Source organism: Eggerthella sinensis (genome assembly GCF_003339815.1).
GTDB lineage: Bacteria > Actinomycetota > Coriobacteriia > Coriobacteriales > Eggerthellaceae > Eggerthella > Eggerthella sinensis.
On the sequence record NZ_PPTT01000005.1, the window covers coordinates 86894 to 111510 of the forward strand.

Sequence of the window (24617 nt, forward strand, 5' to 3'; positions counted from 1 at the left end):
ACTGCTACTTGCGTGCGCCAGCAAGTTCTCGAAGTGGCGCAACGTAACTCGCGATAATGTTCGGAGCAGCGTCAAACCAATACTCTTCGAGAAGCGGTGCAATCTCGTAATCTACGATGGATCTCAACCAGGATTGAGCTGCGGAAACATCCATTACGCCATCATTGTCGGGAACGTCGAGAAAGAAGCTGTGACCGATGCACAAGCCTCGCCCCCGTTCCTCCTCGATTCTTGCATTGAGTTCCCGTACCGAAGCTATGAGAGCATCGGCAAAGTCGGCGGGCATGAGTTCGTACAGCCTCTTTCGAAAACCGTCCTGTTGAAATGCAGGTCTCATCTCGAAATACGCGAATCGGCGACGCAGCGCATAATCCATTGTGGCAATCGAGCGATCCGCAGTGTTCATCATGCCGATAATGTAGATGTTCCCGGGAACGGAAAAGCCGTTGCGTCCATCTTGCAAACGGACTCCAACCGTTTCCCCTCGATGCTTCTTCTCAACCGTCATCAGCATCTCGCCCATAACCTTGGAAACGTTTGCTCGATTGATCTCGTCGATGATGAAAAAATATGCCTCCGTGGAAGCTTCGGCTCGCTGGCAAAGCTGAGTGAACGTCCCGTTTTTCAGCTTAAAACCACCGTTTTCTGTGGGTCGATAGCCAACGATTATGTCCTCGTACGCAGTGCTTTGATGGAATTGCACGAACTCGATTCTGCTATTATCCTTCTTTCCCATTAGCGACCATGCGAGACGTTTCGCAGCATAGGTTTTACCGGTGCCGGGAGCGCCCTGCAGTATCACATTGCCCTTTCGCCTGAGAAGTTCAACAAGTCGGTCATACTCAATCTCGTCCATGAAAACGTCGTTCAAAAAGTCTTTCGGTCCATACGGTTTAGCTTCGATCGCTGCTTCTTCGAGTTCAGAAAGCTCGGCATCCTCTCCTTCGACTACAGCATCGTAGCGACCAACCCACAGCGGATCGGAAATGAACGCCTCGATATCTTGAACATCGTCGTTGAACGCGAAGTCTATCAGAGCTCCACGTTTCCAATCCTGTAAGTCACGCCTGATGAAGTTAAATGCTGGACGCAGAGTGAAGAACAACCATTCGCGCGGTTCGTAGTCCTTATCCCAATCGACTCGCAGCGTTTTTCCATCGCAAGGGTTGTATCGAACCGTACCTCGCGCCTTGATTTTCATTACCGATACAGTTTCTTCGTGATTGTCGAACGGCAAATCGTACTTGCGCGTATACGCCGCCTTGATGGCTATCGATGCACCTTGCTGGATAGCGTTGATCTGGTCAGCATATTTCTCTTCGTAACCGCACTGCCAGATCCCCTCCGAGAGAAATCCCTCGGTCATATCAACGCCATTAATTGACGCTCCCACAAAATATGCAAAAAGCGGCTGATCAGGCGATGGATTAAGATCCGAATCAGCATCAGGCACGTCTAAGGAGTAGTATTCGAACCCCGAATTAGCACTTTCTTTGCTGGCGTCCGCTCCTAAAGAGCGTTGCGCGGCTTCGAGCGAACGAATAGCGTTTACCTGCGCGATAATTTCAGACGGGTCACCGTCAAGCGCCAACCTTCCTTTTTCAGTTAGCTCCCATGTGCTCCGTGCAGGATTCTCAACCATGCCAATCTTTTTTAGATCGGTCCGTGCCCAAGCAAGACGATAAGAAACTTCCGATTTCGTAGATCCAAGATGGGGGAAAGAAACGACTTCGTTCGAAAAGCCCATGAGATCAATGACGCGCTGATCGATTTCCTCGTTCATGGCGCGACCGCCCAATTCTTCGAGTGCTCGCAATACGTACGGCATCATTTTTATATAGGTCGGACCCGTAAACTTGGCCATTGCTCCTCCATTATTGCAGCTTCATCGCGTAGCGAAGTATACGTCATCAACCCATCAATTTATAGCCGCATCACCACGTGCACGAGCTATTATGCTTGAAGTGGCACATTTCACTGTCTTATGATGGGGTTACTAATCCGCATATAACGAGGAGTCCACGCATGGGCAGTATTGATATTAGCTTTAAAAATTGCCGCAATATTACCTCCGTCATCGACGGTTCCTTACATATCGCAGAAAACACTTTAAACATCTTCTACGCTGCTAATGGCACAGGAAAAACTACTATAGTACGTATCTGCGATTATCTGTCAAAGAGAGGGACGGACGAAGAAGGAGCCGCTTACGAAGCATTGCGATCATTCGCAAGCCTCTTCCACCCCAATGACGAGGACGCAAAACCTTCGGTCACGAAACCTGACCAATCGCTCAGCGTAGCTATATTCGATGAAAACTGGGTTGACAAACACTGCTTCAAACAGGACAGTCTTCGAGACGATGTGTTTCGCATCTTTGTAGAAACAGGCGAATACAAGCGACTCGCATCAAAACGAGCCCAAATACTTGCCGAGATCCAGCAAGTTCTGCACCAAGAGGAAATCGATCTTCTCATAAAAGGATTTCAGAGCTTAAGAAAGGGCATCGGCGCAACGAGCGCTAGCGGGTCCCTCATGCAGTCTGCTTGCTATAGCAAAGCTTTCAAACAAGGCTCGCCCCTAGGCTCTGTTCCCAAAAGCATCCAGCCAGTTCTGGTCCCGCTTTTGCCCGTAGAAAGAGCCGATTGGCTTGGTTGGCATACAAAGGGTCTGAGGTTTACAAAGAACGACCAGCATCGATGCCCCTATTGCGGAACCGTAGACGATGCCCTGATGCACGCTTGCATCGCATACGACGAATCACGTACCGACGCACCGGCGAACGGCTGGCTCAAAACCGCAACGGCTTTTGCCGACAATGCCTCCCTGTTCAACAACAACTCATTATATGTCGCGAATGCGGTACTTTCTGCAGAATCGAATCCTACGGCCGATAATGACGAATACTTCGCCATTATCTCAAGAAGGGCAAACGAAGTTGCAGACACTTTGTCTTCGCTGAAAAGTCTTCACCTCAATGGAACAATCGATACCCCGTCTATAAAAGCTCAAATACAGGACGCCCTCACAAAGCTCGCCTGTAAACACCATGTGTTTTCGGAGAAAATCGAAACCACACTTTCCACCATCACCGACATTTTGCATAAAGCGTTGGATAACATCGAAAAAGCAGCAACGATGATAGCAGAGCAGAACTCGCTCATTGAATCGGCAGTGAAAAATCACGAGGGCGAGATCAATACCTTTTTGAAAGAAGCGGGATATAACTACGAAGTAGAGTTGGAGGCAGATGAAAAGGGTGCGGCTTCTCTGATCCTGAAAGATGCTGACAGTGCTTATCCCGTTTTAGGGTCAAAAGATCATTTGAGCTACGGCGAGAGAAATGCCATAACTCTCATTCTTTTTCTGTACGAAGTGCTTGAGGCCAAACCTGATCTGATCGTTCTTGATGACCCAGTATCATCCTTCGACGGGGACAAAAGATTTGCTCTTCTTTACACGCTCTTTTCTCCCTATCAGCAATTGCTTTGCAACAATCTCCAAGATACGACGGTTGCCCTATTTACTCACGACTTTCTCGTTGTTTCAGATTGGCTCAAGGTTCTCAAAAACACACATGGAGGTTCGGGCATCAAAGCCAATTACCTCCGAACCAATGAAACCGGAAGCATTCTTTGTCGTCAAATCAAGTGTAACGATATCGAGGATTTTCGGTCTATCACCTACAAGAAAGCTCAACATAGCGCGAATGATTTATCTCGGCTTATTTACGCTCGGCAGTTGGTGGAACTGGAAAAAAGCGTTGACGAGTCCCTAAAACCAGCATGGAATGTTCTCTCCTCCCTTTTCCATAAACGCGAAAACGCCACCGACAACAAGGGGAATATACTCGACGATAACGATATGGGCTCGGCCTGCAACTACATACATGACTTGACGAGCATCCAGTTCGCATATCAAGAATGGTACGAACGGGTTAAGAACGGCTCGTCGTATATCGTCTCATGCTACGAACAGAGCGAATCAGCTTACGAAAAACTGCAGTTCCTCCGGATTATTCTTGAGGAAAGCGACCTTCTCTCAACTTGCGATAAGACAATCATGACAAGATTCGCTGACGAAACGTACCATATCGGAGGGGATTATCTCTATCAACTCGACCCTTGCGCATTTCAACAAGTACCGAATTATGTCGAATCTTGGTGCGACGACATCGTTGCTAAATACAAAACAAAGCACCAACTGGACTGACAATCCATGCCTCTCATCTCCGACATACGCGCCTACCAACCTTTCAACCAGCAGGAGATTGCTGACCGGCAGGTCATCCTCGAGCAGCTGGAATCCAACCCGCGGGTCTTCGACCGCTCGTCGCTCGCGCATATGACGTGCTCGATCTGGACGGTCGATCCCGCCAAAACGCAGACGCTCATGGTGTTCCACAACACGTACAACTCATGGAGCTGGATCGGCGGGCATGCGGACGGCGAGCGCGACCTTGCCAGCGTGGCGCTCCGGGAGCTCGAGGAGGAGACGGGCGTGGCGAACGCGCGCCTCGTCGCGTCGTGCGGGCCGGGCGGCATCTACTCGCTCGAGGTGCTCACCGTGGATGGACACGAGAAGCGCGGCGCGTACGTGAGCTCGCATCTGCACCTCAACGTGACGTATCTGGCCGTCGCATCGCCCGACGAGCCGCTGCGCATCAAGCCCGATGAGAACAGCGGCGTGCGCTGGATGGGCCTCGACGAGGCCCTGGCCGCATCCACGGAACCGTGGATGCGCGACCGGATCTACCGCAAGCTCGTCGACAAGCTGCCCACCGTCGACGTCCATCGCTCGCGCGTGAGGTAGTACGACTCGCAGTCCTGCATGATGCCGTCGGGCGTCGCCTCGACCCCATGGATGGTGCCCTCGTGCACGAAGCCCGACTTCTCGATGACGCGCCGCGAGCGCTCGTTGAACGCGTAGTGCGTGCACGTTGCCATGAGCAGGCCCAACTCTTCGAACCCGTAGCGCAGCACCTCGTTCGACGCCTCGGTCATGTAGCCCTTCCCCCACGCCTGCTGAGCAAGCGCGTAGCCCAGCATGAGGCAGTCGACGTTGCGCCGCTGCGGGTCGCCGATGAGGCCGATCGACCCGATGCACGGCCCGGTCTCTCCGACGTTCGAGCCGCTCCCTTCGCCCCTTTTCTCGAAGATGCCGAACACGTGCGGCGCGCTGGCGATGATCTCGACGAACACGTGCGCATCCTCGCGCGTGCGATGCGGCGGCCACCCGGCGTCGGGGCCGACGGCGGGGTTGCTGCAGTAGGCGAACACGTCGTCGATGTCCTCGGACACCAGCGGTCGCAGCACGAGCCGCTCGGTTTCGAGCACGGGACACTCCGCCGACGTCGCAGCCAGCAAGGCGGCCGGCTGCCCGGGACGGCGCGCCTCGCTCGCCTCGAGGCACGCCTGCAGCTGCACCTCGTCCACCACGCGCACGCCCGCTTCGCGCAGCGCCCGCGCCGCCAGGCCGTAGCCGGGCACGAGCGCGCCCGTGAACGCGCCGTCGTATACCGCCCCGTTGCCGCACGAGGGGCTCTTCGCCTTCAGCACGGCCAGCTTGCAGCCCGCCTCCTGCACCTGCTCGAGCGTTTTCGCCGCGCCCTCCAAGAAGGCGTCGGTCACGTCGGAACCGTCGGACGCCGTCACGCGCACGGCGCGCTCGGCCGTCGCGATCTCGCTCGGCAAGCGCGGCACCGCAAGGCCGCCCAGCACCTCGGGGCACACCGGCAGAAGCTCGCAGCCCGCCTCGCGCAGCGATCGCACGGCCTCGCACGGACGCGCTTCGCCGTCGTAGCGGCACGGTTCTCTTAGCAAGCAGGCGCTCACGGCTAAGGGCATGGCTCGACCTCGTTTCATAACGGAATCTCTCGCACGACGCCCAGTATAGCAAAGCCGCGCCGCGGCCCCTCAGCGCGTGCGCGCGAACACCACGACGGCGGCACCCGCCGCGCACGCCGCGAGCACCGCCAGCACGCCGACGAGCGTCGTCACGCCCACGAGCGCGCCCATGACGCCGCTCAGCACGGCCGAGCCCGCGTAGCCGATGAGGTTGATGGTGGACACCACCGTCGCAGTGCTGCGCGCGTCGGCCTGCGCGAACAGCAGGCGCAGGCTGCCGGACAAGCACATGCCGGTGGACAGGCCGAACAGCGCCACGAGCACGAGAAACGCGCCGAGCGCCTCGGCCGCCATCGCCGCGCACATGGCGCAGGTGAACACGAGCAGCGCCGCCATGGACACCCTGAGCGACACGCCCGCAGGCAACCGCGCCTCGATAGGCGCGCCGAGGGCGCTCGGCGCCATCGAAAGCGCGAAGATGGCCGACGCCACGAACGGGTCGCTCGACCCGAAGCACTCCACGGCCACCGGGGAGCTGAACGACTGGAAGAACGTCCCCACGCCCCACGAGGCGACGTAGGCGCATCCGGCAACGGGAAGCACGCGGCGCAGCTTCGGGTCCACCGAGATCACCGGCTTGCAGGCGCTGCGCAACGGCGCGCGGCGCACCACCGTCTCGGGCGCGGCGGGGATGAGCACCACGCCGAGGGCGAGCAGGGCGATCATGATCCAATAGATAACGGCGTGGTAGCTGGTGGCCAGGCTGAGGAACCCGACGGCCAGCGAGCCCGCCATCACGCCCAGCAGGGCGCCGCAGCCGGCCACCGCCAGGCCGAACCCCGTGTAGCGCCCCACCGCGGAATCCACCACGAGCGCGGAGATAGCGCTCATGGCCAGCCCGCACGACACGCCCTGCACGGCGCGCGCGGCCAGCACCACCATCGGGTCGGTGGCGCGCAGGAACATGAAGCACCCCAGCATGGCCAACAGCAGCGACACGGCCGCAAGCGGCTTGCGCCCGGCCGCATCGGACAGCGAGCCGGAGAAGAACAGCGTGAGGATGACGCCGAACAGGTACATGAGCATGGTCGCGGAGATGTCGGCGTCGGTCAGGCCGATGGTCGCCTTGTATTCCGAGTACAGCGGAATGGGCACCGCCGAAGCGGCGAACACCGCCAGGAAGGCGAACGTGGCAATGAACAGCCCCCGTCGTCCCTGCCGAACGTGCGCGGAATCGACCGCATCGACCGTATGCGCGAACATGGCCCCACCCATCCGTCCCCAACGAATTCCGCCCGCGTTCTCCCCTGCGAGCGGGTGATTGCGCCCAGCATAGCACCGCGAACACGCGCCGGGAATACCCGCCTTTGCACGTTCGGTGAATACCGGACGCCGGCGCGCCCGATTTCTGGTACCATGGTACAAATGTTCTGAAACCTGCCCGAGGGAGGCTCGCCGCACCGCATGCTATCCGAAGACGACATCAGCCGGCAATGCGCCGCGCGCACGTTGCAGCGCGCACGCTCCATCGCGTCGTCGGAGCGCAACATCCTCACGAAGCAGGTACGCTACAATCCGCCCGAGACCACGCTGAGCGCGTTCGTCGCAAGCAGCAGCGGATGGAACGACCGCTACCGCACGTCCGTCACGTTCGACGAGAACGAAGGCGCCATCGTCGACTTCTCCTGCACGTGCCCCGCGTACCGCGAGCACGAGGGCATGTGCAAGCACTGCGCCGCCCTCGCGCTGACCTACGCCGACGAGCCGCGCACGTTCATGGGCTACCGCGCCCACCGCGCGCCCTCCACGTCCACCTCGCTGCTCGAGTTCATGGAGCGCAGCAAGAGCATCGCCGATGCGGAGGAGACGGGTGCCGTCGATCTGGAAACCACCATTTCCTACGGGTACCGCAATTGGTCGGCGCACTTCAAGATAGCCGGGCCGAACGGCGCCTACGTCATGAGGAGCATCTCGGAATTCGTCGACCGCATGCGCCGCGGCGAGCGCTTCTCCTACGGTAAGAAGCTCGCGTTCACGCACGCCCCCGCCCTGCTCACCGAGCAGGCGCGCGGCATCGCCCGGTTCCTCGACCGCGCGGTCGCGCTGCGCGAGCAGGCCACCGGCTCGGCGTTTTGGCGCTACCGCGGGCGCGACGAAATCGGACGAGACCTCGAGCTGTCGGACTACGAGCTCATCGAGCTGCTCGACCTGCTCGAGGGCCGCCCCTTCACCGTCGAGGGCACCGACTACGGCACGCGCTCGCTCACGCACGCGCACATCGTCGAGGCCGACCCCGACGTGAGCATCGTGCTGCAGCGCACCGACGAAGGCGGCTACGCCATCGAGCAGCCGGACGCCACGCCGTTCGTCGCGAAGGGCGAGCGCATGTACCTGTGGCAGGGCGACACGTTCTACCGCTGCTCGCCCGCCTTCGCGCGCACGGCCGACTTCCTGCGCACCGTGTACGAGAACGAGGACACGCGCCTGTTCGTCAGCCTTGCCGACCTGCCGCTGTTCTGCGCCGCCGTGCTGCCCGTCATCGAGGAGCAGCTGCACGTGGAGGTGCCGCCCGAGGTCGACCTGTTCCGTCCCGTGCCGTGCACGCTGGAATTCTACTTCGACCGAACCGACCACGACGTCACGTGCACGGCGCACGCCGTGTACGGGGAGCGCCGCTACACCCTGTTCGAGGACGCAGCCGACGACGATGCGGGCCCGCTGCGCGACGAGCGGCTGGAAAGCAAGGCGAAGAAACTGATCAAGCGGTACTTCGACACGTTCGAAACGCCGCCCTCCATCAAGCTTGCCGACGAAGCGGCCGTCGCCGACCTCGTGTTCGGCGGCCTCGTGCAGTTCCAGGCGCTCGGCGAGGCGTTCACCACCCCGGCGTTCGACCGGCTGCTCGTCGACCGCGCGCCGCACATCTCGGTGGGCATCTCGCTCGCGGGCAACCTCATCAACCTGTCGCTGTCGGCCGAAGACCTGCCCCCCGCCGAAGTGGCCGCCATCCTGTCAAGCTACCGCCGGCGCAAGCGCTTCCACCGCCTGAAGAGCGGCGCGTTCCTCAACCTGGAAGCGTACGACCTCGCGCAGCTCGACCACCTCGTGGACGACTTCGGGTTCACGCCCAAGCAGCTGGCGTCGGGCGCGGTGGAGCTGCCCGCCTACCATGCGTTCTACCTGGACGAGCAGTTCGAAGGCGCGCGGCGCAACCGCTCGTTCACGGACTACCTCGAAAGCTTCCGCGCCGCCGGAAACGATCCGTGCGCGATTCCCGAGCAGCTGCACGCCACGCTGCGCCCTTACCAGGTGGAAGGCCTGCGCTGGATGAGCGCGCTGGCCGAGCGCGATCTGGGCGGCATCCTGGCCGACGAGATGGGCCTCGGCAAATCCGTGCAGCTCATCGCGTTCTTGCTGGCGCGGCAGAGCGAGGCGCGCACGATCGGGCCGAGCCTCATCGTCTGCCCCGCGTCGCTCGTGTACAACTGGATGGCCGAGTTCGAGCGCTTCGCCCCCTCCCTCGACGTCCGCGCCGTCGTGGGCACGAAACGCGAGCGCATGCGCGTCCGATCCGCTGCCTGCGACCGCGACGGGCGCGAAAGCGAGCTCGCGCGCGACGGGCGCTGCTGCGACGTGCTGATCACGTCGTACGACCTGCTGCGCATCGACGCCGACGACTTCGCCGCACGCACGTTCTACTGCTGCGCGCTCGACGAAGCGCAGTACATCAAGAACCACGCCACGAAAACGGCGCGCGGCGCCAAACGCGTGCAGGCGCGGCATCGTTTCGCGCTCACCGGCACGCCGATGGAGAACCGCCTGAGCGAACTGTGGAGCATCTTCGACTTCCTCATGCCGGGCCTGCTGGGCACGTACATGCGCTTCCGCGAGCACTTCGAGCTGGCCATCACCGGCGGCGACGAGGACGCGGCGAGGCGCCTGCGCTCGCTCGTGGCGCCGTTCATGCTGCGCCGCCTGAAAGCCGACGTGCTGGACGATTTGCCCGACAAGCTGGAATCGGTGGTGTACACCCCGTTGGAAGGCGAGCAGCAGCGCCTGTACGCCGCGCACGAGCAGCAGCTGCGTGACGCGCTGACCCTGCAGAAGAACAACCGGCACAACAAGCAGTTCAACGAGCGCAAGGTGGAGATCCTCGCCGAGCTCACGAAGCTGCGGCAGCTGTGCTGCGACCCGCGCCTTCTGTACGAGAACTACGCCGGCCACGCCGCCAAGCTGGACGCCATCGCCGAGCTCGTGGATTCAGCCATGGACGCCGGCGAGAAGACGCTCGTGTTCTCGCAGTTCACCAGCTTCCTCGCGCTCATCGCCGATCAGCTGGACGCGCGCGGCGTGCCCTACTTCACCATCACGGGCGCCACGCCCAAGAAAAGGCGGCTCGAGCTGGTGAACGCGTTCAACGCCGACGACACGCCCGTGTTCCTCGTCTCGCTCAAAGCGGGCGGCACGGGCCTCAACCTCACAGGCGCCTCCGTGGTGGTGCACGCCGATCCGTGGTGGAACGCCGCGGCGCAGAACCAGGCCACCGACCGTGCGCACCGCATCGGCCAGACGCAGATGGTGAGCGTGCACAAGGTCATCGCGAAGGGCACCATCGAGGAGCGCATCCTGCACCTGCAGGATGCGAAGAACGAGCTTGCCGACCAGGTGATCGGAGGCGGCGGCGTGTCGCTGGCATCGCTCAGCCAAGAAGAGCTGCTCGACCTGCTCGAAGGATAGGGCCGAAAAGCGAGCCAGAACGAAGCGGCCCCCGCCGAAGCAGGGGCCGCTCGTTTAGTACTTCCCGAACCGCTCGTGGCGGGCGTGGACGAGGTCGTCGGCGGGAGTGCCGCAAAGCTCGTCGAGCGCGGCGCACACGTAGGCGCGCACGCCCTCGGCGGCCACCGCGGGGTTCTCGTGCGCGGGACGCGCGCCCTCGGACAGCACGGCGTCGACGATGCCCATCTCGCAGGCCTCGGCGGCGCTCATCTTCATGACGGCGGCTGCCTCGGGAGCCCGCGTGCGATCCTTCCAGAGGATCGAGGCGAAACCCTCCGGCGAGAGCACCGAGTACACCGCATGCTCCTGCATGGCCACGCGGTCGGCCAGCGCGAGTGCGAGCGCGCCGCCGCTGCCGCCCTCGCCCAGAAGCACGCTCACCACGGGCACGCGCAGGCCCGCGAGCGCCAGCAGGTTGTCGGCGATGGCGTTGCCCTGTCCGCGCTCCTCTGCTTCCATGCCGCAGAACGCGCCCTGCGTGTCCACGAGGCACACCACCGGACGGCCGAACTTCTCGGCCTGGCGCATGAGACGCAGCGACTTGCGGTAGCCCTCCGGCTGCGGGCAGCCGAAGTTGCGCGCGATACGTTCGCGCAGGTCGGAGCCCTTCTCCTGGGCGATCACCGTCACCGCGCGGCCGCCGATCCATCCAAGGCCGCACACGATGGCCCCGTCGTCGCCGAACATGCGGTCGCCGTGCAGCTCGATGAAGCCGTCCACGAACGCGTCGATGTAGGCGAGCGCCGTCGGACGGTGCACGTTGCGCGCCAGCTGCACGCTCTCCCACGCGCGGTTCGACGTCGGCGCGCCGGCCTCGCGGGCGGCTGCGGACGCGTCTTCCAGCGACACGCCCGCTTCGGCATCGTACCCGCCCGTGCTGAGCACCTTCTCCAAGCGCTTGCGCATGGAGGCGCCGCGTCGGTCGAAGCGCTCGGCCAGGGTGGCGATGCGGCCGCGCAGCTTGGCGCCGCCCCAGGCCACGTCCCCGAAGGGCAGGCCGCCCACCGTGAGGTCGCCGTACGTCACCGTGTTGTACGTGTCGGTGCCGCTGGCCAGGTTCTCGCACACGGCGTCGTAGCTCACAAGGATGTCGCGGTCGCCCGGCTCGTGGTCGTCGCGCGCTGCCACCGCGGTGGCCAGGTGCAGCGCCAGCAGATGCGCAAGCGTGCTGCGCAGCTCGTCGCGCTCCACGATGGCGTCGATCAGGCCGTGCTCGAGCGCGAACTCGGCGGTTTGGAAACCCTCGGGCAGCTCCTGTTTGATGGTGTCCTTGATGACGCGCTGCCCCGCGAAGCCGATGAGCGCGCGCGGCTCGGCCAGGATGACGTCGCCCTGCATGGCGAACGACGCGGTGACGCCGCCCGTCGTGGGGTCGGTGAGCACCGAGATGTAGGGCAGCTTCGCCTTCGCGTGACGCTCGAGGGCGCACGACACCTTCGCCATCTGCATGAGCGACACGAGGCCCTCCTGCATGCGCGCGCCGCCCGACGCGGTGAATATCACCACGGGCAGGCGCTCGTCGGTGGCGCGCTCCACGAGCCGCGCCACCTTCTCGCCCACCACCGAGCCCATCGAGCCCATGAAGAACTGCGACTCCATGATGCCGACGGCCACGCGCAGGCCCGCGATGCGGCCCTCGCCCGTGCGCACGCCCTCTTCGAGGCCCGTCTTCGCACGCTGCGTTTCGAGCTTGCCCAGGTAGCCGGGGAAGTCGAGCGGGTCGGTCTCGGGCACGACGCGGTTCCATTCCACGAAGCTGTCGGCGTCGAGCGTGTCGTCGATGCGCTCGCTCGAGGACATGCGCAGGTAGCCGCCGCACGTCGGGCACACGTAGTGCCCCGCCGCCAGGCTGGCCTCGTCGAACTTGAGGCCGCACTGCGGGCACGCGCGCCACGCGTCGCTCTCGAACGCCGGCTTGTCGGTGGTGCACAGCACCCAGCCCAAGAGCGGCGCGTCGACGCTGAGCGGGCGGAACACGCGCACACCGTGGGCGGCCGTGCGCGCGAGGAAGCTGTCCACCTCCGCGAGCGGCAGCGCCTCGTCGCACAGCAGCACCACCGAGGCGCCGCACGCGTCGATGGCGCTCAGCACGGCGTGGCTGTTGCAGAACAGCGCGTCGGAGTACTTCTCGCCGAGGCTCACCGTGCTCTGGGCCAGCTTGAGGTGGCCGTCGTTGCGGTGGTCCGCCGTGTACACGGCGCAGGTGGAGAACCCGGCGTCGGACACGGGCTGCAGCAGGCGCTTCGCCGTCTTCGGGCGCGCCATGACGAGCGCGACGGGCTTCGCGGCGCATACGGGGGCGCCGCCCGCGCCCGTGACGCGCGGCGCGGAGGTGGCCAGCGCCGGAGACACGGCGGTGTACTCGGACATGTCGGCCGCGTCGAGGGCGTTCGGGGCGACGGGCAGGGACGCAGCCGCCTCCTCGGCCATGCGCGTGAGGCGGTAGGCCACGTCGGCCGACTCGCTGGCCGGCGCGGCGACCGCGCGCGTGCCGCCCTGCGGCAGCACGCATCCGTCGGATCCGATGGTGATGTAGTTCTGGTTGCGCTGCTTCATCGAACGACCTCTCGCCTCTTTACGCTTCCGCTTTCGCCAGCACGTACTTCTGCGTCGCCGACGCGCACACCGCGCCGTCGACGCTCGCCTCCACCTCGGCCACGCACAAGCGCGACGAGGACTTCACGATGCGCGCCTTGAGCACGAGCGTCTCGCCCGGCTCCACCTGACGACGGAACTTCGCGCCGTCGATGCCCGTGAGGAAGCCGATGGAGCCCTCGGCGCCGCGCTCGACGAGGATGCAGAACGAGGCCGCCTGCGCGAGTGCCTCCATGATGATGACGCCCGGCAGCACCGGATGCCCGGGGAAGTGCCCCTTGAACAGCGGCAGGTCGGGATCGACGTCGAGCTCGGCGGTCACGTCGACGCCCGGCTCGCACGCCACGACGCGGCTCACCCAGCAGAACGGGTCGCGATGCGGCAGCACCGCCTCGACGACGTCCTTGCCGCAGGGAAACGTGATGTCCATGATGGTTCCTTTCAACCTACGCGCGATACGGCGAAATGGCGAGGCTCGCGTTGTGGCCGCCGAATCCCAGCGAGTTCGACAGCGCCACCTTCTGCGGGTAGCCCGTCTTCGCCTCCGTGACCACGTTCACCGGGCACTCCGGGTCGGCCTCGGCGAAGCCGCAGGTGGGCGGCACGCAGTCGTGCATCACCGAAAGCGCCGTGACGATGGCCTCGATGGCGCCGGCGGCGCCGAGCGTGTGGCCCGTCGTGCCCTTCACCGACGTCACCGGCACTCGGACGCCCGCGTCCTCGCCGCAGAGCGCCAGCAGCGCCTTCGACTCGGTGGCGTCGTTGGCCGGCGTACCCGTGCCGTGCGCGTTCACATGTCCCAGGTCCTCAGGGCTAAAGCCGCCCTCCTCGAGCGCCTGGCGCATGGCGCGCGTCACGCCCTCGCCCGACGGCTCGGGAGCCGTCATGTGGTAGGCGTCGCCCGTCGAGCCGAAGCCCGTGATCTCGGCGAGCACGGTCGCGCCGCGCCCGAGCGCGTGCTCGAGCGACTCGACGACCACCGCGCCCGCGCCCTCGCCCGCCACGAAGCCGGCGCGGCGCACGTCGAACGGCAGCGACGCCTGCGCGGCATCCTCCGCCTTCGACAGCGCACCGAGGTTCGCGAAGCCCGCCAGGCAGATGGGCGACACGGATTCCTCCGAGCCGCCGGCCAGAGCCGCGTCGATGTAGCCGTGGCGGATATCGCGCACGGCCGCGCCGATGGAGTGCGCGCCGGTGGCGCAGGCGGTGACCACGTTGAGGCACTCGCCGCGCAAGCCGTAGCGGATGGAGAGGTTGCCGGCGGCGATGTTGCCGATCATCGTGGGGATGAACAGCGGGCTCACGCGCTTCGGCCCCTTCTCGGCCAGCGTGAAAAAGCCGCTCTGCAGCTCGTCGATGCCGCCGATGCCCGTGCCGAACACGCACGCGATGCGCGTGGTGTCCTCGGTTTCGAGGTCGAGCCCGGATTGGGCGAGCGCCTCGTCGGACGCGACGATGGCGTACTGCACGAAGCGTTCGAAGCGCCGCGCCTCCTTCTTCGTGATGCCGTGCTCGGTGGCGTCGAAATCGCGCACCTCGGCGGCGATGTGCACGTCGTAGTCGGCCGTGTCGAAGCGCGTCACCGGGCCGATGCAGCACTCCTTGCCCATGACCGCCCTCCACAGCGCCTCAACGCCCACGCCGGCGGGCGACACGGCGCCCATGCCGGTGATGACCACGCGATGCGTGCCGTCGGGACGGCGCGTGGCCGCCGTGCTCATGCTGTTCTCGCTCATAGCGACATACCTCCGTCGATGCAGACAACCTGTCCGGTGATGTAGCCGGCCTCTTCGCTCGCCAGGAACCGGACGAGCGCAGCCACGTCCTCGGGCGCGCCGAGGCGCTTCGAGGCGATGCGGCCCACGATGGCCTCGCGCTGCTTCTCCGACAGCGCGTCGGTCATGTCGGTGGCGATGAAGCCCGGCGCCACCGCGTTGGCCGTGATGTTGCGGGCGGCCAGCTCGCGGGCGATGGACTTCGTGAGCCCGATGACGCCGGCCTTCGAAGCGGCGTAGTTCGCCTGCCCCGCGTTGCCGGCCACGCCCACGACGCTCGACAGGTTCACGATGCGCCCGTAGCGCTGCTTCATCATGCGCTGCGCCGCCGCCTTGCAGCAGTTGAACGTGCCCTTGAGGTTCACGTCGATGACGGCGTCGAAGTCCTCTTCCTTCATGCGGGCCAACAGGCCGTCGCGCGTGATGCCGGCGTTGTTCACCAGCACGTCCACGCGGCCGAAGGATTCGTGCGCAGCGGCCACGAGCCCCTCAGCCTCGGCGGCGTCGGCCACGTTCGCGGCCACCGCCAGGGTGCGCACGCCGTGATCGGCCTCAAGGGCGGCGGCGAAGGCGCGCGCCTCGTCGAGACCGCGCTCGCTCGAGCAGTTCACGCACACGTCGAAGCCCGCACGGGCGAGCTCCTCGGCCACGGCGCGGCCGATGCCGCGGCTCGAGCCAGTGACGACCGCGCTTCGGCGCGGGGTTTCGGTGTTCTCAGTCATGGACGGGAAGCTCCTATTCGGAATCGGAAACAGTCGCGGCGGCGCCTTCGCCACAGGCGGCCAGGCACGCGTCGAAGCTCGCGCGATCCTGCACGCATGCGCGCGCAGCGGTCTTGTCGATGCGCTTCACGAGGTTCGCCAGCACACCGCCGAAACCCACCTCGACGAACGTGTCGGCGCCGGCCGTGGTCAAGGCGGCCACGCTCGCGTCGAAGCGCACGGGACTCGTCAGATGGCGCACGAGGTGCTCGCGCGCCTCATCGGCGGCAAGCGGCGCGGCGGTCACGTTGCAGATGAGCGGGATGCGCGGCTCGGCGAACGAGACGCCCGCGAGGTACGTCGCCAGCTCGTCGGCCACGCAGGCCATGAGCGGGCTGTGGAACGCGCCCGACGTGGCCAGGCGCGACGAGCGCTTGCCGGCAGCGGCCCACGCCGCCTCAGCGCGCTCGACGGCCGCGGGCGTACCGGCGATGACGATCTGCCCCGGGCAGTTGAAGTTCGCGGGCACGAGCACCTCGCCCTGCGCGTTATCCGCGCACAGCGCCTCGACGCTTGCCTCGTCGGCCTTCAGCAGCGCGCTCATGGCGCCAGGATGCGCAGCGGCGGCCTCGGCCATGAGGCGCGAGCGCTGCTTCACGAAGGCGAACGTCGCCTCGTCGGAGAGCATGCCCGACACGGCCAGCGCGCTCACCTGCCCGAGCGAGAAACCCAGCACGCAGGCCGGCTCCACGCCGCGCGCCATGAGCGCGCGGGCGATGGCCACCGACAGCGCGCACAGCGCGGGCTGCGCGAACCGCGTGTCGTTGAGCTTTTCGGGCTCGGCGTTGAGCACGAGGTCGGCCACGTCGAAGCCCAGCACGTCGGACGCGCAGGCGAACACGGCGGCAACCTCGGGCAGGTCGAGCAGGTCGGCGCCCATGCCGGGCTTCTGCGCGCCCTGGCCCGAGCACAAGAATACGGGGGAACCCGCCGCAATCGCGGGGATGGAGCAGCTCATGCGCGCCTCCCCTAGCCTGCCGCGCGATCGCGACGGGCGTTCGCGGCGGCCATGGCGGCCATATCGCGGGCGCCGAGCGCCTCGGCTTCGGCCATCATCTGGGCGATCGCCTCGGCTGCGGTCGCGCGGTCGCGCACGAGCGCCGCCACCTGCCCGGCCATCATGGTGCCGTTGTCCACGTCGCCTTCGACGGCGCGGCGCAAGGACCCCACGTACATCGCCTCCAGCTCGTCGCCGTTCTGCGCCACGTCGCCCTCGAGCGAGCGCACCTTGCGGGCGAACTTGTTCTTGAGGCAGCGCACGGGATGCCCGCTGCCGCGGCCCGTGACGATGGTGTCGGCGTCCTTCGCGGCGATGACCTTCTCCTTGTACGCGTCGGCGATGGTGCACTCCTCCACCGTAAGGAAGCGGGTGCCCACCTGCACGCCCTCGGCGCCCAGCGCGAAAGCGGCGGCCATGCCGCGCCCGTCGGCGATGCCGCCGGCCGCGATGACGGGAATGGACACGGCGTCGCACACCGCGGGCACGAGCGCCATCGTGGTCAGCTCGCCGATGTGGCCGCCGGCCTCGGTGCCTTCGGCCACCACGGCATCGGCGCCGAGGCGCTCCATGCGCGCCGCGAGCGCGCTCGAGGCCACCACGGGCACCACCTTGATGCCGGCGTTCTTCCACAGCTCCATGTAGTTCGCCGGGCTGCCCGCGCCGGTCGTGATGACGTCGACGCGCAGCTTCGCCAGCAGCTCGGCGGTCTCGCCGGCGTTCGGGTCCATGAGCATGACGTTCGCGCCGATGGGCTTGTCGGTCATCGAGCGGGCGATGCTCACCTGCTCCTCCACCCACGAAAGCGGCGCTCCGCCGCACGCGATGATGCCGAGGCCGCCGGCCTCGCTCACCGCCCCGGCCAGGCTCGCGTTGGCAATGCGCGCCATCGCGCCCTGGATGACCGGCACCTCGATGCCCAACAGTTCCGTAACCCGCGTGTTCATGCCCATGCTCTCTCTTCCTCGTAGAAACCAAGGGCCCCTTGCGGGGCCCGCTCACCTCGTGTTACAGCGAGTCGATGTGCGCCACGAGCTGGCCCACCGTGTCGATGCCCTCGGGCTCGCCGAACTCGATGTCGCACTTCTCCTCGAGGTCGCAGATCAGCTCGACCATGTCGAGGGAGTCGATGCCGAGCGACTCAAGCGTGGCCTCCTCGGTGATGGCCTCGGCGTCGAGGTCGAGGTTCTCGACGAGCACTTCTTTGACGGTGTCGATGGTAGCCATGACGGGTTCCTTTCGGTCGTGCAATTTAGTTTGATAATCAAAGTATTTCTACTCGGGTAATGGTATGAGGATGGGCTGTCGATTGCAAGAGCCGCCGCGCGCCCTCCATGATTTCTGCGCGTGAAACACGAACGAGTGTTTCACGTGAAACATTCCGGCTCGCTCACGCTTGCGCGTCGAAGAACCCCTTCACCTTCGCAAGCGCGCCGGCGAACACGCGCTCCTCCTCTTCGGTGAGGTCGGCAAGCGCGTCGTCGATCATCTGATGATGGAACAGGTTGTGCGCGCGCAGCACCTGCCTGCCCTTCTTCGTGAGCGAGACGAGCACCTTGCGCCGGTCGTCCTCGGCGCGCGTGCGGTCCACGAACCCCTTCTTGGCCAGCTTGTTCACCGCGGTGGTGAGCGTTGCCAGCGTCACGCCCAGACGGGCGGCCACCACGTTCATGGGGTTGCGCTCGTGCAGGCCGATGGCCACGATGGTGTGCACCTCGGTGATGGTGAGGCCGTGCGTCAGGCGGTTGTCGAGCGATTGCTCCTCGATGCGCAGGATGGAGTTGAACGTGCCCGACAGCAGATCGTCGATCTCCTCGCGCCGCTTGCGCGATGCGTCGAGCCCCGCGTTCGAACCGGCCATGTTCCTACCTCCTCGTCGTTTCTCGGTTGCCCGCATCATACCGCACTTAGTTAGATAGTCAAAGTATCTGCCTCGTCCGCGCCATCGGCCGGCGCCGGAGTGGGCACGAAGCGGCGCACGAACCGCCCCTCCCCCTTGCTCTTGAGGTAGCGGTATCCGATAACCGAGAACGCGAGCGCCCCGATGAAGTTCACGAACAGGTCGCTCATCGTGTCGAGCAGCCCGATGTCGAGGTAGCCTCCCAGCCCCAGCTCCTGGCCGTTCACCTCGACGGTTTGGATGCCGTCGATGCGTTCGGGGCGCTGCGAGCCCGTCGGGTCGAGCAGCGTGCTCGAGATGCTGGTCACCACCGTGTCCTTCTGCATGTCGAGCCCGAACGCCGCGTCCATGCCGAACTCGAAGAACTCCCACAGCACGCCGATGGTCATGGAGAAGCAGAACGCCACCACCACGCAGAAGAACGGCGACAGCGAGAACGCGATGCGCTCCGAACGGTTGAGGATGGACACGAGCGCAAGCCCGATGGCGGCCGCCAGAAAGCCGTTGAACGTGTGGAGCAGCGTGTCCCAAAACGGGAAGATGGTGTAGAAGTGGAACAGCTCGCCCAGAATCTCGGCGGCGAAGATGAACAGCGCGATGACCACCTCGAGCGTCTCGGGGATGGTGATGCTGAAGTTCACCTCGATGAACGGCGGCACAAGGAATAGCACGAGCGTGAGCAGGCACAGGAAGAACGACTCGTAGTTGCCGAACACGAGCGCGGTCACGGCGCATGCCATGACGATGAGCCGCAGCACCACGTACACGGCGAACGATCCCTTGCTCTTGCGCATCTGAGAGCCCATGGCCCTCAGCACTTCGCGCACGCGCCCCATGGCCGTCGGCTACTTCTCGCCGCGGGCGGGACGGAAGTCCAAGCGCCGCGCGCGGGGGTCGGCCGCCGTCAGCACGACGGGGAGCCGTTGGCCCAGACGGTACGACACGCCCGTATCCTGGCCGGTCAGCCGATGCTGCACCGGGTCGAGCGCGAAGTACTCAGCCCCGAGGTTCTTGAGCGGGATGAGCCCTTCGGCCGTGTTGTCGAGGCGCACATACACGCCGTACGACGCCACGCCGGACACCGTCGCCGAGAACGCCTGCCCGACGAACTGCTCGAGGTACTCGATGATCTTGAGCTCCTGCGACTCGCGCGCGGCCTTCTCGGCGACGCGCTCCATGTCGGAGGAGTGCTCGGCGACCCACGGGAGCGCAGACGTTTCCTGGTCGAACTTCTCGGGGCGGCCGCCGCAGAGCGCCTTCAGCATGCGATGCACCACGAGGTCGGGATAGCGCCTGATGGGCGACGTGAAATGCGTGTACGCCTCACTCGCCAGCCCGTAGTGGGGCGCACAGACGGGACGGTACACCGCCCGCTTCATCGAACGCAGCACGAGCGACGAGACGAGCTCGCCCTCGGGCCGCCCCGCGCTCGCCTCGAGCACGCGTTGGATGACGTGCGCATCGCCCGCCACGAACGCAACCTGGTCGACGTCGCGGAACCACGCGAACTCCTGGAACACCGGCACAAGCGCGGCGAGGTTGTCGGACGAGGGCTGCTCGTGGATGCGGTATAGGCTGGGAAACTTCGCATCGCGCAGGTGCACGGCCACCGTCTCGTTCGCGAGGATCATGGCCTCCTCGATGAGCGAGGTGGCGTCGGTCTTCGTGCGCAGGTCGATGCCCGTCGGCCGCCCCTCGCCGTCGAGGCGCACGCGCGCCTCCACCGAATCGAAGTCGAGGCCGCCGGCCCGCTCGCGCGCCGCGAAGCGCTGCTTCGCCAGCCGCGACAGCACGCCGAGCCGATACGACAGGTCGTCGCCCGTCGGCTCGTCGAGCAGCGCCTGCGCCTCCTCGTAGGCCAGCCGCGCGTCGGAGCGAATGAGTGCCGGATACAGGTCGTAGGCCACGAGCCGCGCCTGATCGTCGAGGTAGAGGTCGGCCGTCATCGTGCGGCGCACCTCGTCGGGCCTGAGCGAGCACAGGTTCCCCGACAGCTCGTCGGGCAGCATGGGGATGACGCGGTCCACCAGGTACACGCTCGTCGCGCGGCGGCGCGCATCGAGGTCGAGCGAGGAGTTCCACCCCACGTAATGCGACACGTCGGCGATGTGCACGCCCAAGCGCCACGTCGCCGCCCCGAACCCGCGCTTGTCCACCACGCGCACGCCGGTGCCCCCGCGCTCCCCCGCTGCCGGCTCGACGCGCGGGTCGACGGGCTCGAGGCTCACGGCGTCGTCGAAGTCGCGCGCGTCGGCCGGGTCGATGGTGAACGTGAAGCGACCGCGCAGGTCGCGGTAGCCGCTTGAGAGCGCACCGTCCTCGTCGAGCACGGCGGCGCGCGCCTCGGCGAGCGCCCCTTCGGAGAACGAGGTTTCCAGCTTGTGGCGCGCGATCACGAGGTCCACCGCCACGCGCTCGTCATCGGCGCGACCGTACACCTCTTCGACAACCCCCGTCGCCGCGGTGTTGCGCGCCGGGAAGGTGGTGATACGCACGCGCACGAGCGAGCCGTCCTCGATGTCGGGGCGGTCGGCGCGCATGGTGAAGATGTCGTAGGGGATGCGCGTGTCCTCGGGCACGACCACGCCGAAGGGCTCGGCCACCTCGTAGCGCCCCACGAGCGTGTCGTGCGCGCGGTCGACGACGCGCAGCACACGCGCGGCGGGCTTCTCGCCCGCGCGCAGGTCGCCGCCCTGATGGGGCTGTTTCTTACGCCCGCCCTGCACGGGCAGGGGCGCCAGCTCCACGAGGTCGCCGTCGAAGGCCCCGCCCATCTTCGACTCCGGCACGAAGAACTCGCCCTCGGCCGTCTGCACGAAGCCGAAGCCGCCTCCGCGCACGTCGAGCACGCCGCGCGGATTGCTGCGGGCATGCCGGCGCGTATGCATCCGGGAACGCGCCATGGCCTAGCTCTTCACGAGGGACTGCGCGGTCTCGATGGCGAGCGCTTTCTGGTTGTCTTCCCCGTCGGCCAGGCCCACCGTCACGTCGGGCGCAACGCCCACGCCCTCGATGTCGTGCCCGAGCGGGCTCTTGTAGTACGCGGCCGTGTAGCGCAGCGCGCCGCCGAAGCTCAGGTCGCGCGTCACCTGCACCGAACCCTTGCCGAGCGTCGTCGTTCCCACGAGCGTGGCGCGTTGGTTATCCTGCAGCGCCGCCGCCAGCACCTCGGCCGATGCGGCCGTCTTGCCGTTCACGAGCACGACGAGCGGCTTCTCGTTCGTGGTGCCGTCGCCCGTGGCCGTCTTCGACGTCTCCTCGGACTTCGTCCGGATCTTCACCACCGTGCCGCTTTTCACGAACAGGCTGGCGATATCCACCGACTGCGTGAGGAAGCCGCCGGGATTGTCGCGAATGTCGAGCACGAACGACTGCGCGCCCTGCGATTCCAGATCGGACACGGCGCTCTTCACGAGGCTCGCCGCGTTCTGGGTGATCTGCTTGAGCTTGATGTAGCCCACCGAGTCGTCGAGCTCGGTTTCGACGTTCTTCACCGAGTAGTTCGAGCAGGTGAGCGTCGTGGTGAACTCCTCGCCGCCCTCGTCGTCGAGCGTCTCGGCGCGGCGCCACGTGATGACGACGCTCTCGCCCTCGTCGCGCTTGAGCGCGGACGTCACCTCGTTCGTGGTCCATTCATGGCCACGATCGCCGTCGATGGCCACGACGAAGTCGCCGCTGCGGATATCGGCCGCCTGCGCGGCGGAACCCTCGAACACGTCGGCCGCGTACGCACGGCCCTTGTACTCGGAGAACAGCACGCCAATGCCCGCCGTCTTGTCCGCGTTGTCCTGCAGCAGCGCCGCGTAGCGCACCGGATCGTAGTAGCGCAGGTAGGAATCCTCAGTGGTGTCGGACAGCGCGTTGAGGATGTTCGTCGTGGCGAGGCCCAGATCGTAGCTGTCCAGGCTGTCGTTCTCGATGATGCCCTCAACCTCTTCGACGCGCGCGCCGATGGAGTCGTAGGTGTCCCCCGACGTGGTGGAACCCGGGTTGCGGTCCACGTCCACCACGAGCGACGTGAAACCGAGCGATTCCAACAGCGAAGCGTCGCCTCGCGCGGCAAAACCCGCGACGAAGGCGACGCCCACGACGATGATCACGACGAACGCCTTGATGAGGCGCACGTTGCGGGTCCGCGCTCGACGCGCGGACGCCGCTAGTTGCGAAGTGTCAGTATGTTTGCCCATATCCGTTCAGCGCTCTACACCTTGAGGTAGCGGCGCATGGCGAACGCCGATCCAAGCAAGCCGATGAGCAGGCCGGAGCCCACGAGCACCGCGTAGATGAACAGGAAGGCGTTCACGCTCAGGTCGAAGTTGAGGAACATGAGCGCGTTTTGCAGCTTCGGAAGCGCCAGCGTGCGCAGCAGCTCCAGACAGCCCACCGCCAAGAGCGAGCCGATGATGGCGTGCAGCGCGCCTTCCATGAGGAAGGGCCCGCGGATGAAGCCGTTCGATGCGCCCACGAGACGCATGATGGCGATTTCCTTGCGGCGCGCCAGGATGGCGAGACGGATGGTGTTGTTGATGAACACCATGGCGATGAAGATGAGCAGCGCCACGAGCGCGATGCCGATGTAGCGCACGTAGGACGTGAGCGTGAACAGGCGATCCACGGTCTGCTGACCGTACTTGATCGACTCGGTCATGCTCTCGGGCGCGTCGGCGATCTGCTTGTAGGTCGTGTTGTCCCAGATGGTCGAGGCCACCTGCTCCACCAGCTGCGGGTCGGACAGCTCCACGTCGATGGAGGCCGGCAGCGGGTTCTGACCGTCGAGCGTGTCGAGGATGTCGGACGTCGACGTCTCGCGGAACTTCTCGAGCGCCTGGTCCTTCGTGGTGAAGCTCACCGAGGCCACGCCGTCGAGGCCCTTGATGTAGTTCTCGACGGTTTGGATATCCGCCTCGGAAGCATCGTCGGCCACGTACGCCGTGATGGACACTTCGTTCTCCACCGAGGACACAAGCTTCTCGATGACGAAGCCGCCGACGAGGAACACGCCGATGATCAGCAACGATAGGAAAATCGTGACGATGGAGCCCAACGCCGTCGACAGGTTGCGCGTGAAGCCCTTGAAGGACTCCTTGATAAAGTAGAAGAAACTAGACATCGAAACCGTACACCCCCCGGTCCTGGTCGCGGGTGAGGTGTCCGCGGTCGAGTGCGATAACGCGACGGCGCATGTTGTCCACCATCTCGCGGTCGTGCGTGGCCACGAGCACCGTGGTGCCCGTGCGGTTGATGCGCTCGAGCAGGTCCATGATGCCGCGCGATGTCTGCGGGTCGAGGTTGCCGGTGGGCTCGTCGCATACGAGCAGCGGCGGACGGTTCACGATGGCGCGCGCGATGGACACGCGCTGCTGCTCGCCGCCCGACAGCTGGTCGGGACGCTTGTTGAGCTTGTCCTGCAGGCCCACGAGGCGAAGCACCTCGGGCACCTGGGTCTTGATGACGTGGCGGCTCTTGCCGATAACCTCGAGCGCGAACGCGACGTTCTCGAACACCGTCTTGTTCGGCAGCAGCTTGAAGTCCTGGAACACGCAGCCGATGTTGCGGCGCAAGTAGGGAACGCGCCAGTTGCGCATGGTGGTCAGGTCTTCATCGGCCACGTAGATATGGCCCTGCGAGGGCTTCACCTCGCGGATGAGCATGCGGATGAACGTGGACTTGCCGGAACCGGAATGGCCCACGAGGAAGATGAATTCACCTGCGTAGATCTGCAGCGATATATCGTTGAGCGCCGGCTTGTTCGGCTGGGCCGGATACACCTTCGTCACATGGTCGAACGTGATGACGGGCGTGCCCGTTTGCTGGGGAATGTCATCGACTTCCAGCACCGGCAGCGACGCGGAAAGCTGCGACGTCGTCTGTCGAGCGGGCGCCGCGTGGGCACCGCTGCGTCGCACTTGACGCGCAGGAACCCCTTGGCTGATGTCGTTCGTCACAGAGTGCTCCGTTCAAATAGTA

At 65.0% G+C, this 24617-nt stretch carries 19 protein-coding genes; 3 read left to right on the forward strand and 16 right to left on the reverse strand.

All coding sequences use genetic code 11. The features are described from left to right. Positions 1-4: 4 nt before the first annotated feature. Positions 5-1864: an AAA family ATPase gene (locus tag C1876_RS04105; protein WP_114545448.1), complete on the reverse strand. Its 1860-nt coding sequence runs from the start codon at positions 1862-1864 to the stop codon at positions 5-7. Between the two features lie 161 nt (positions 1865-2025). On the opposite strand from C1876_RS04105, the gene C1876_RS04110 reads away from it, so the two are divergent. Then, on the forward strand, positions 2026-4212 hold the full coding sequence (locus C1876_RS04110; protein ID WP_114545449.1) for an AAA family ATPase: 2187 nt from the start codon (positions 2026-2028) through the stop codon (positions 4210-4212). A gap of 6 nt (positions 4213-4218) precedes the next feature. Continuing rightward, on the forward strand, positions 4219-4812 hold the full coding sequence (locus C1876_RS04115; RefSeq protein ID WP_114545450.1) for an NUDIX hydrolase: 594 nt from the start codon (positions 4219-4221) through the stop codon (positions 4810-4812). Here the strand turns inward: C1876_RS04115 and C1876_RS04120 are convergent. Both C1876_RS04120 and C1876_RS04125 read right to left on the reverse strand, forming a co-directional pair. Next, positions 4752-5846 (reverse strand): GNAT family N-acetyltransferase, encoded by a 1095-nt coding sequence (locus tag C1876_RS04120; RefSeq protein WP_114545451.1) that lies wholly within the window; start codon positions 5844-5846, stop codon positions 4752-4754. The genes C1876_RS04115 and C1876_RS04120 overlap by 61 nt on opposite strands. Before the next feature lie 69 nt (positions 5847-5915). Further along, positions 5916-7109 (reverse strand): MFS transporter, encoded by a 1194-nt coding sequence (locus C1876_RS04125; protein ID WP_114545452.1) that lies wholly within the window; start codon positions 7107-7109, stop codon positions 5916-5918. A gap of 201 nt (positions 7110-7310) precedes the next feature. Between C1876_RS04125 and C1876_RS04130 the strand changes: the two genes are divergently transcribed. Further along, entirely contained in the window at positions 7311-10583 is a 3273-nt protein-coding gene (locus C1876_RS04130) for a DEAD/DEAH box helicase (protein WP_114545453.1), read from the forward strand. 54 nt (positions 10584-10637) lie between these two features. On the opposite strand, the gene accD is transcribed toward C1876_RS04130, so the two are convergent. The 13 genes from accD to ftsE all read right to left on the reverse strand — a co-directional run bounded on the left by accD (position 10638) and on the right by ftsE (position 24595). Further along, complete coding sequence (accD, locus tag C1876_RS04135) at positions 10638-13178, reverse strand: acetyl-CoA carboxylase, carboxyltransferase subunit beta (protein WP_114545454.1); 2541 nt, start codon at positions 13176-13178, stop codon at positions 10638-10640. 19 nt (positions 13179-13197) lie between these two features. After that, entirely contained in the window at positions 13198-13647 is a 450-nt protein-coding gene (fabZ, locus tag C1876_RS04140; protein ID WP_114545455.1) for a 3-hydroxyacyl-ACP dehydratase FabZ, read from the reverse strand. Between the two features lie 16 nt (positions 13648-13663). Then, positions 13664-14953 (reverse strand): beta-ketoacyl-ACP synthase II, encoded by a 1290-nt coding sequence (gene fabF, locus C1876_RS04145; protein ID WP_114545456.1) that lies wholly within the window; start codon positions 14951-14953, stop codon positions 13664-13666. After that, a complete protein-coding gene (gene fabG, locus C1876_RS04150) occupies positions 14950-15714 on the reverse strand; it encodes a 3-oxoacyl-[acyl-carrier-protein] reductase (RefSeq protein ID WP_114545457.1) in 765 nt (254 codons plus the stop codon). Before fabG ends, fabF begins: the two co-directional genes overlap by 4 nt. A gap of 13 nt (positions 15715-15727) precedes the next feature. Then, the gene (locus tag C1876_RS04155) at positions 15728-16711 is read right to left on the reverse strand and encodes an ACP S-malonyltransferase (protein WP_114545458.1); all 984 of its coding nucleotides are present in this window, start codon (positions 16709-16711) and stop codon (positions 15728-15730) included. An 11-nt stretch (positions 16712-16722) separates the two neighbouring features. Then, a complete protein-coding gene (locus tag C1876_RS04160) occupies positions 16723-17703 on the reverse strand; it encodes a nitronate monooxygenase (protein WP_114545459.1) in 981 nt (326 codons plus the stop codon). A gap of 55 nt (positions 17704-17758) precedes the next feature. Then, on the reverse strand, positions 17759-17977 hold the full coding sequence (locus C1876_RS04165; RefSeq protein WP_114545460.1) for an acyl carrier protein: 219 nt from the start codon (positions 17975-17977) through the stop codon (positions 17759-17761). Positions 17978-18140: 163 nt separating this feature from the next. Next, entirely contained in the window at positions 18141-18611 is a 471-nt protein-coding gene (locus C1876_RS04170; RefSeq protein ID WP_114545461.1) for a MarR family winged helix-turn-helix transcriptional regulator, read from the reverse strand. Positions 18612-18661: 50 nt separating this feature from the next. Further along, positions 18662-19486, reverse strand: coding sequence for a DUF2238 domain-containing protein (locus C1876_RS04175; protein ID WP_114545462.1), 825 nt, complete (start codon positions 19484-19486; stop codon positions 18662-18664). Between the two features lie 9 nt (positions 19487-19495). Then, the gene (locus C1876_RS04180) at positions 19496-21553 is read right to left on the reverse strand and encodes a ribonuclease R family protein (RefSeq protein WP_114545463.1); all 2058 of its coding nucleotides are present in this window, start codon (positions 21551-21553) and stop codon (positions 19496-19498) included. Between the two features lie 3 nt (positions 21554-21556). Continuing rightward, positions 21557-22774: a S41 family peptidase gene (locus C1876_RS04185; RefSeq protein ID WP_425320748.1), complete on the reverse strand. Its 1218-nt coding sequence runs from the start codon at positions 22772-22774 to the stop codon at positions 21557-21559. Between the two features lie 77 nt (positions 22775-22851). Next, positions 22852-23760 carry a permease-like cell division protein FtsX gene (gene ftsX, locus C1876_RS04190; protein ID WP_114545465.1) on the reverse strand — a complete coding sequence of 303 codons (909 nt, stop codon included), beginning with the start codon at positions 23758-23760 and terminating at the stop codon, positions 22852-22854. Then, positions 23753-24595: a cell division ATP-binding protein FtsE gene (ftsE, locus tag C1876_RS04195; protein ID WP_114545466.1), complete on the reverse strand. Its 843-nt coding sequence runs from the start codon at positions 24593-24595 to the stop codon at positions 23753-23755. The genes ftsX and ftsE overlap by 8 nt, the downstream gene beginning before the upstream one ends. Between the last annotated feature and the right edge of the window lie 22 nt (positions 24596-24617).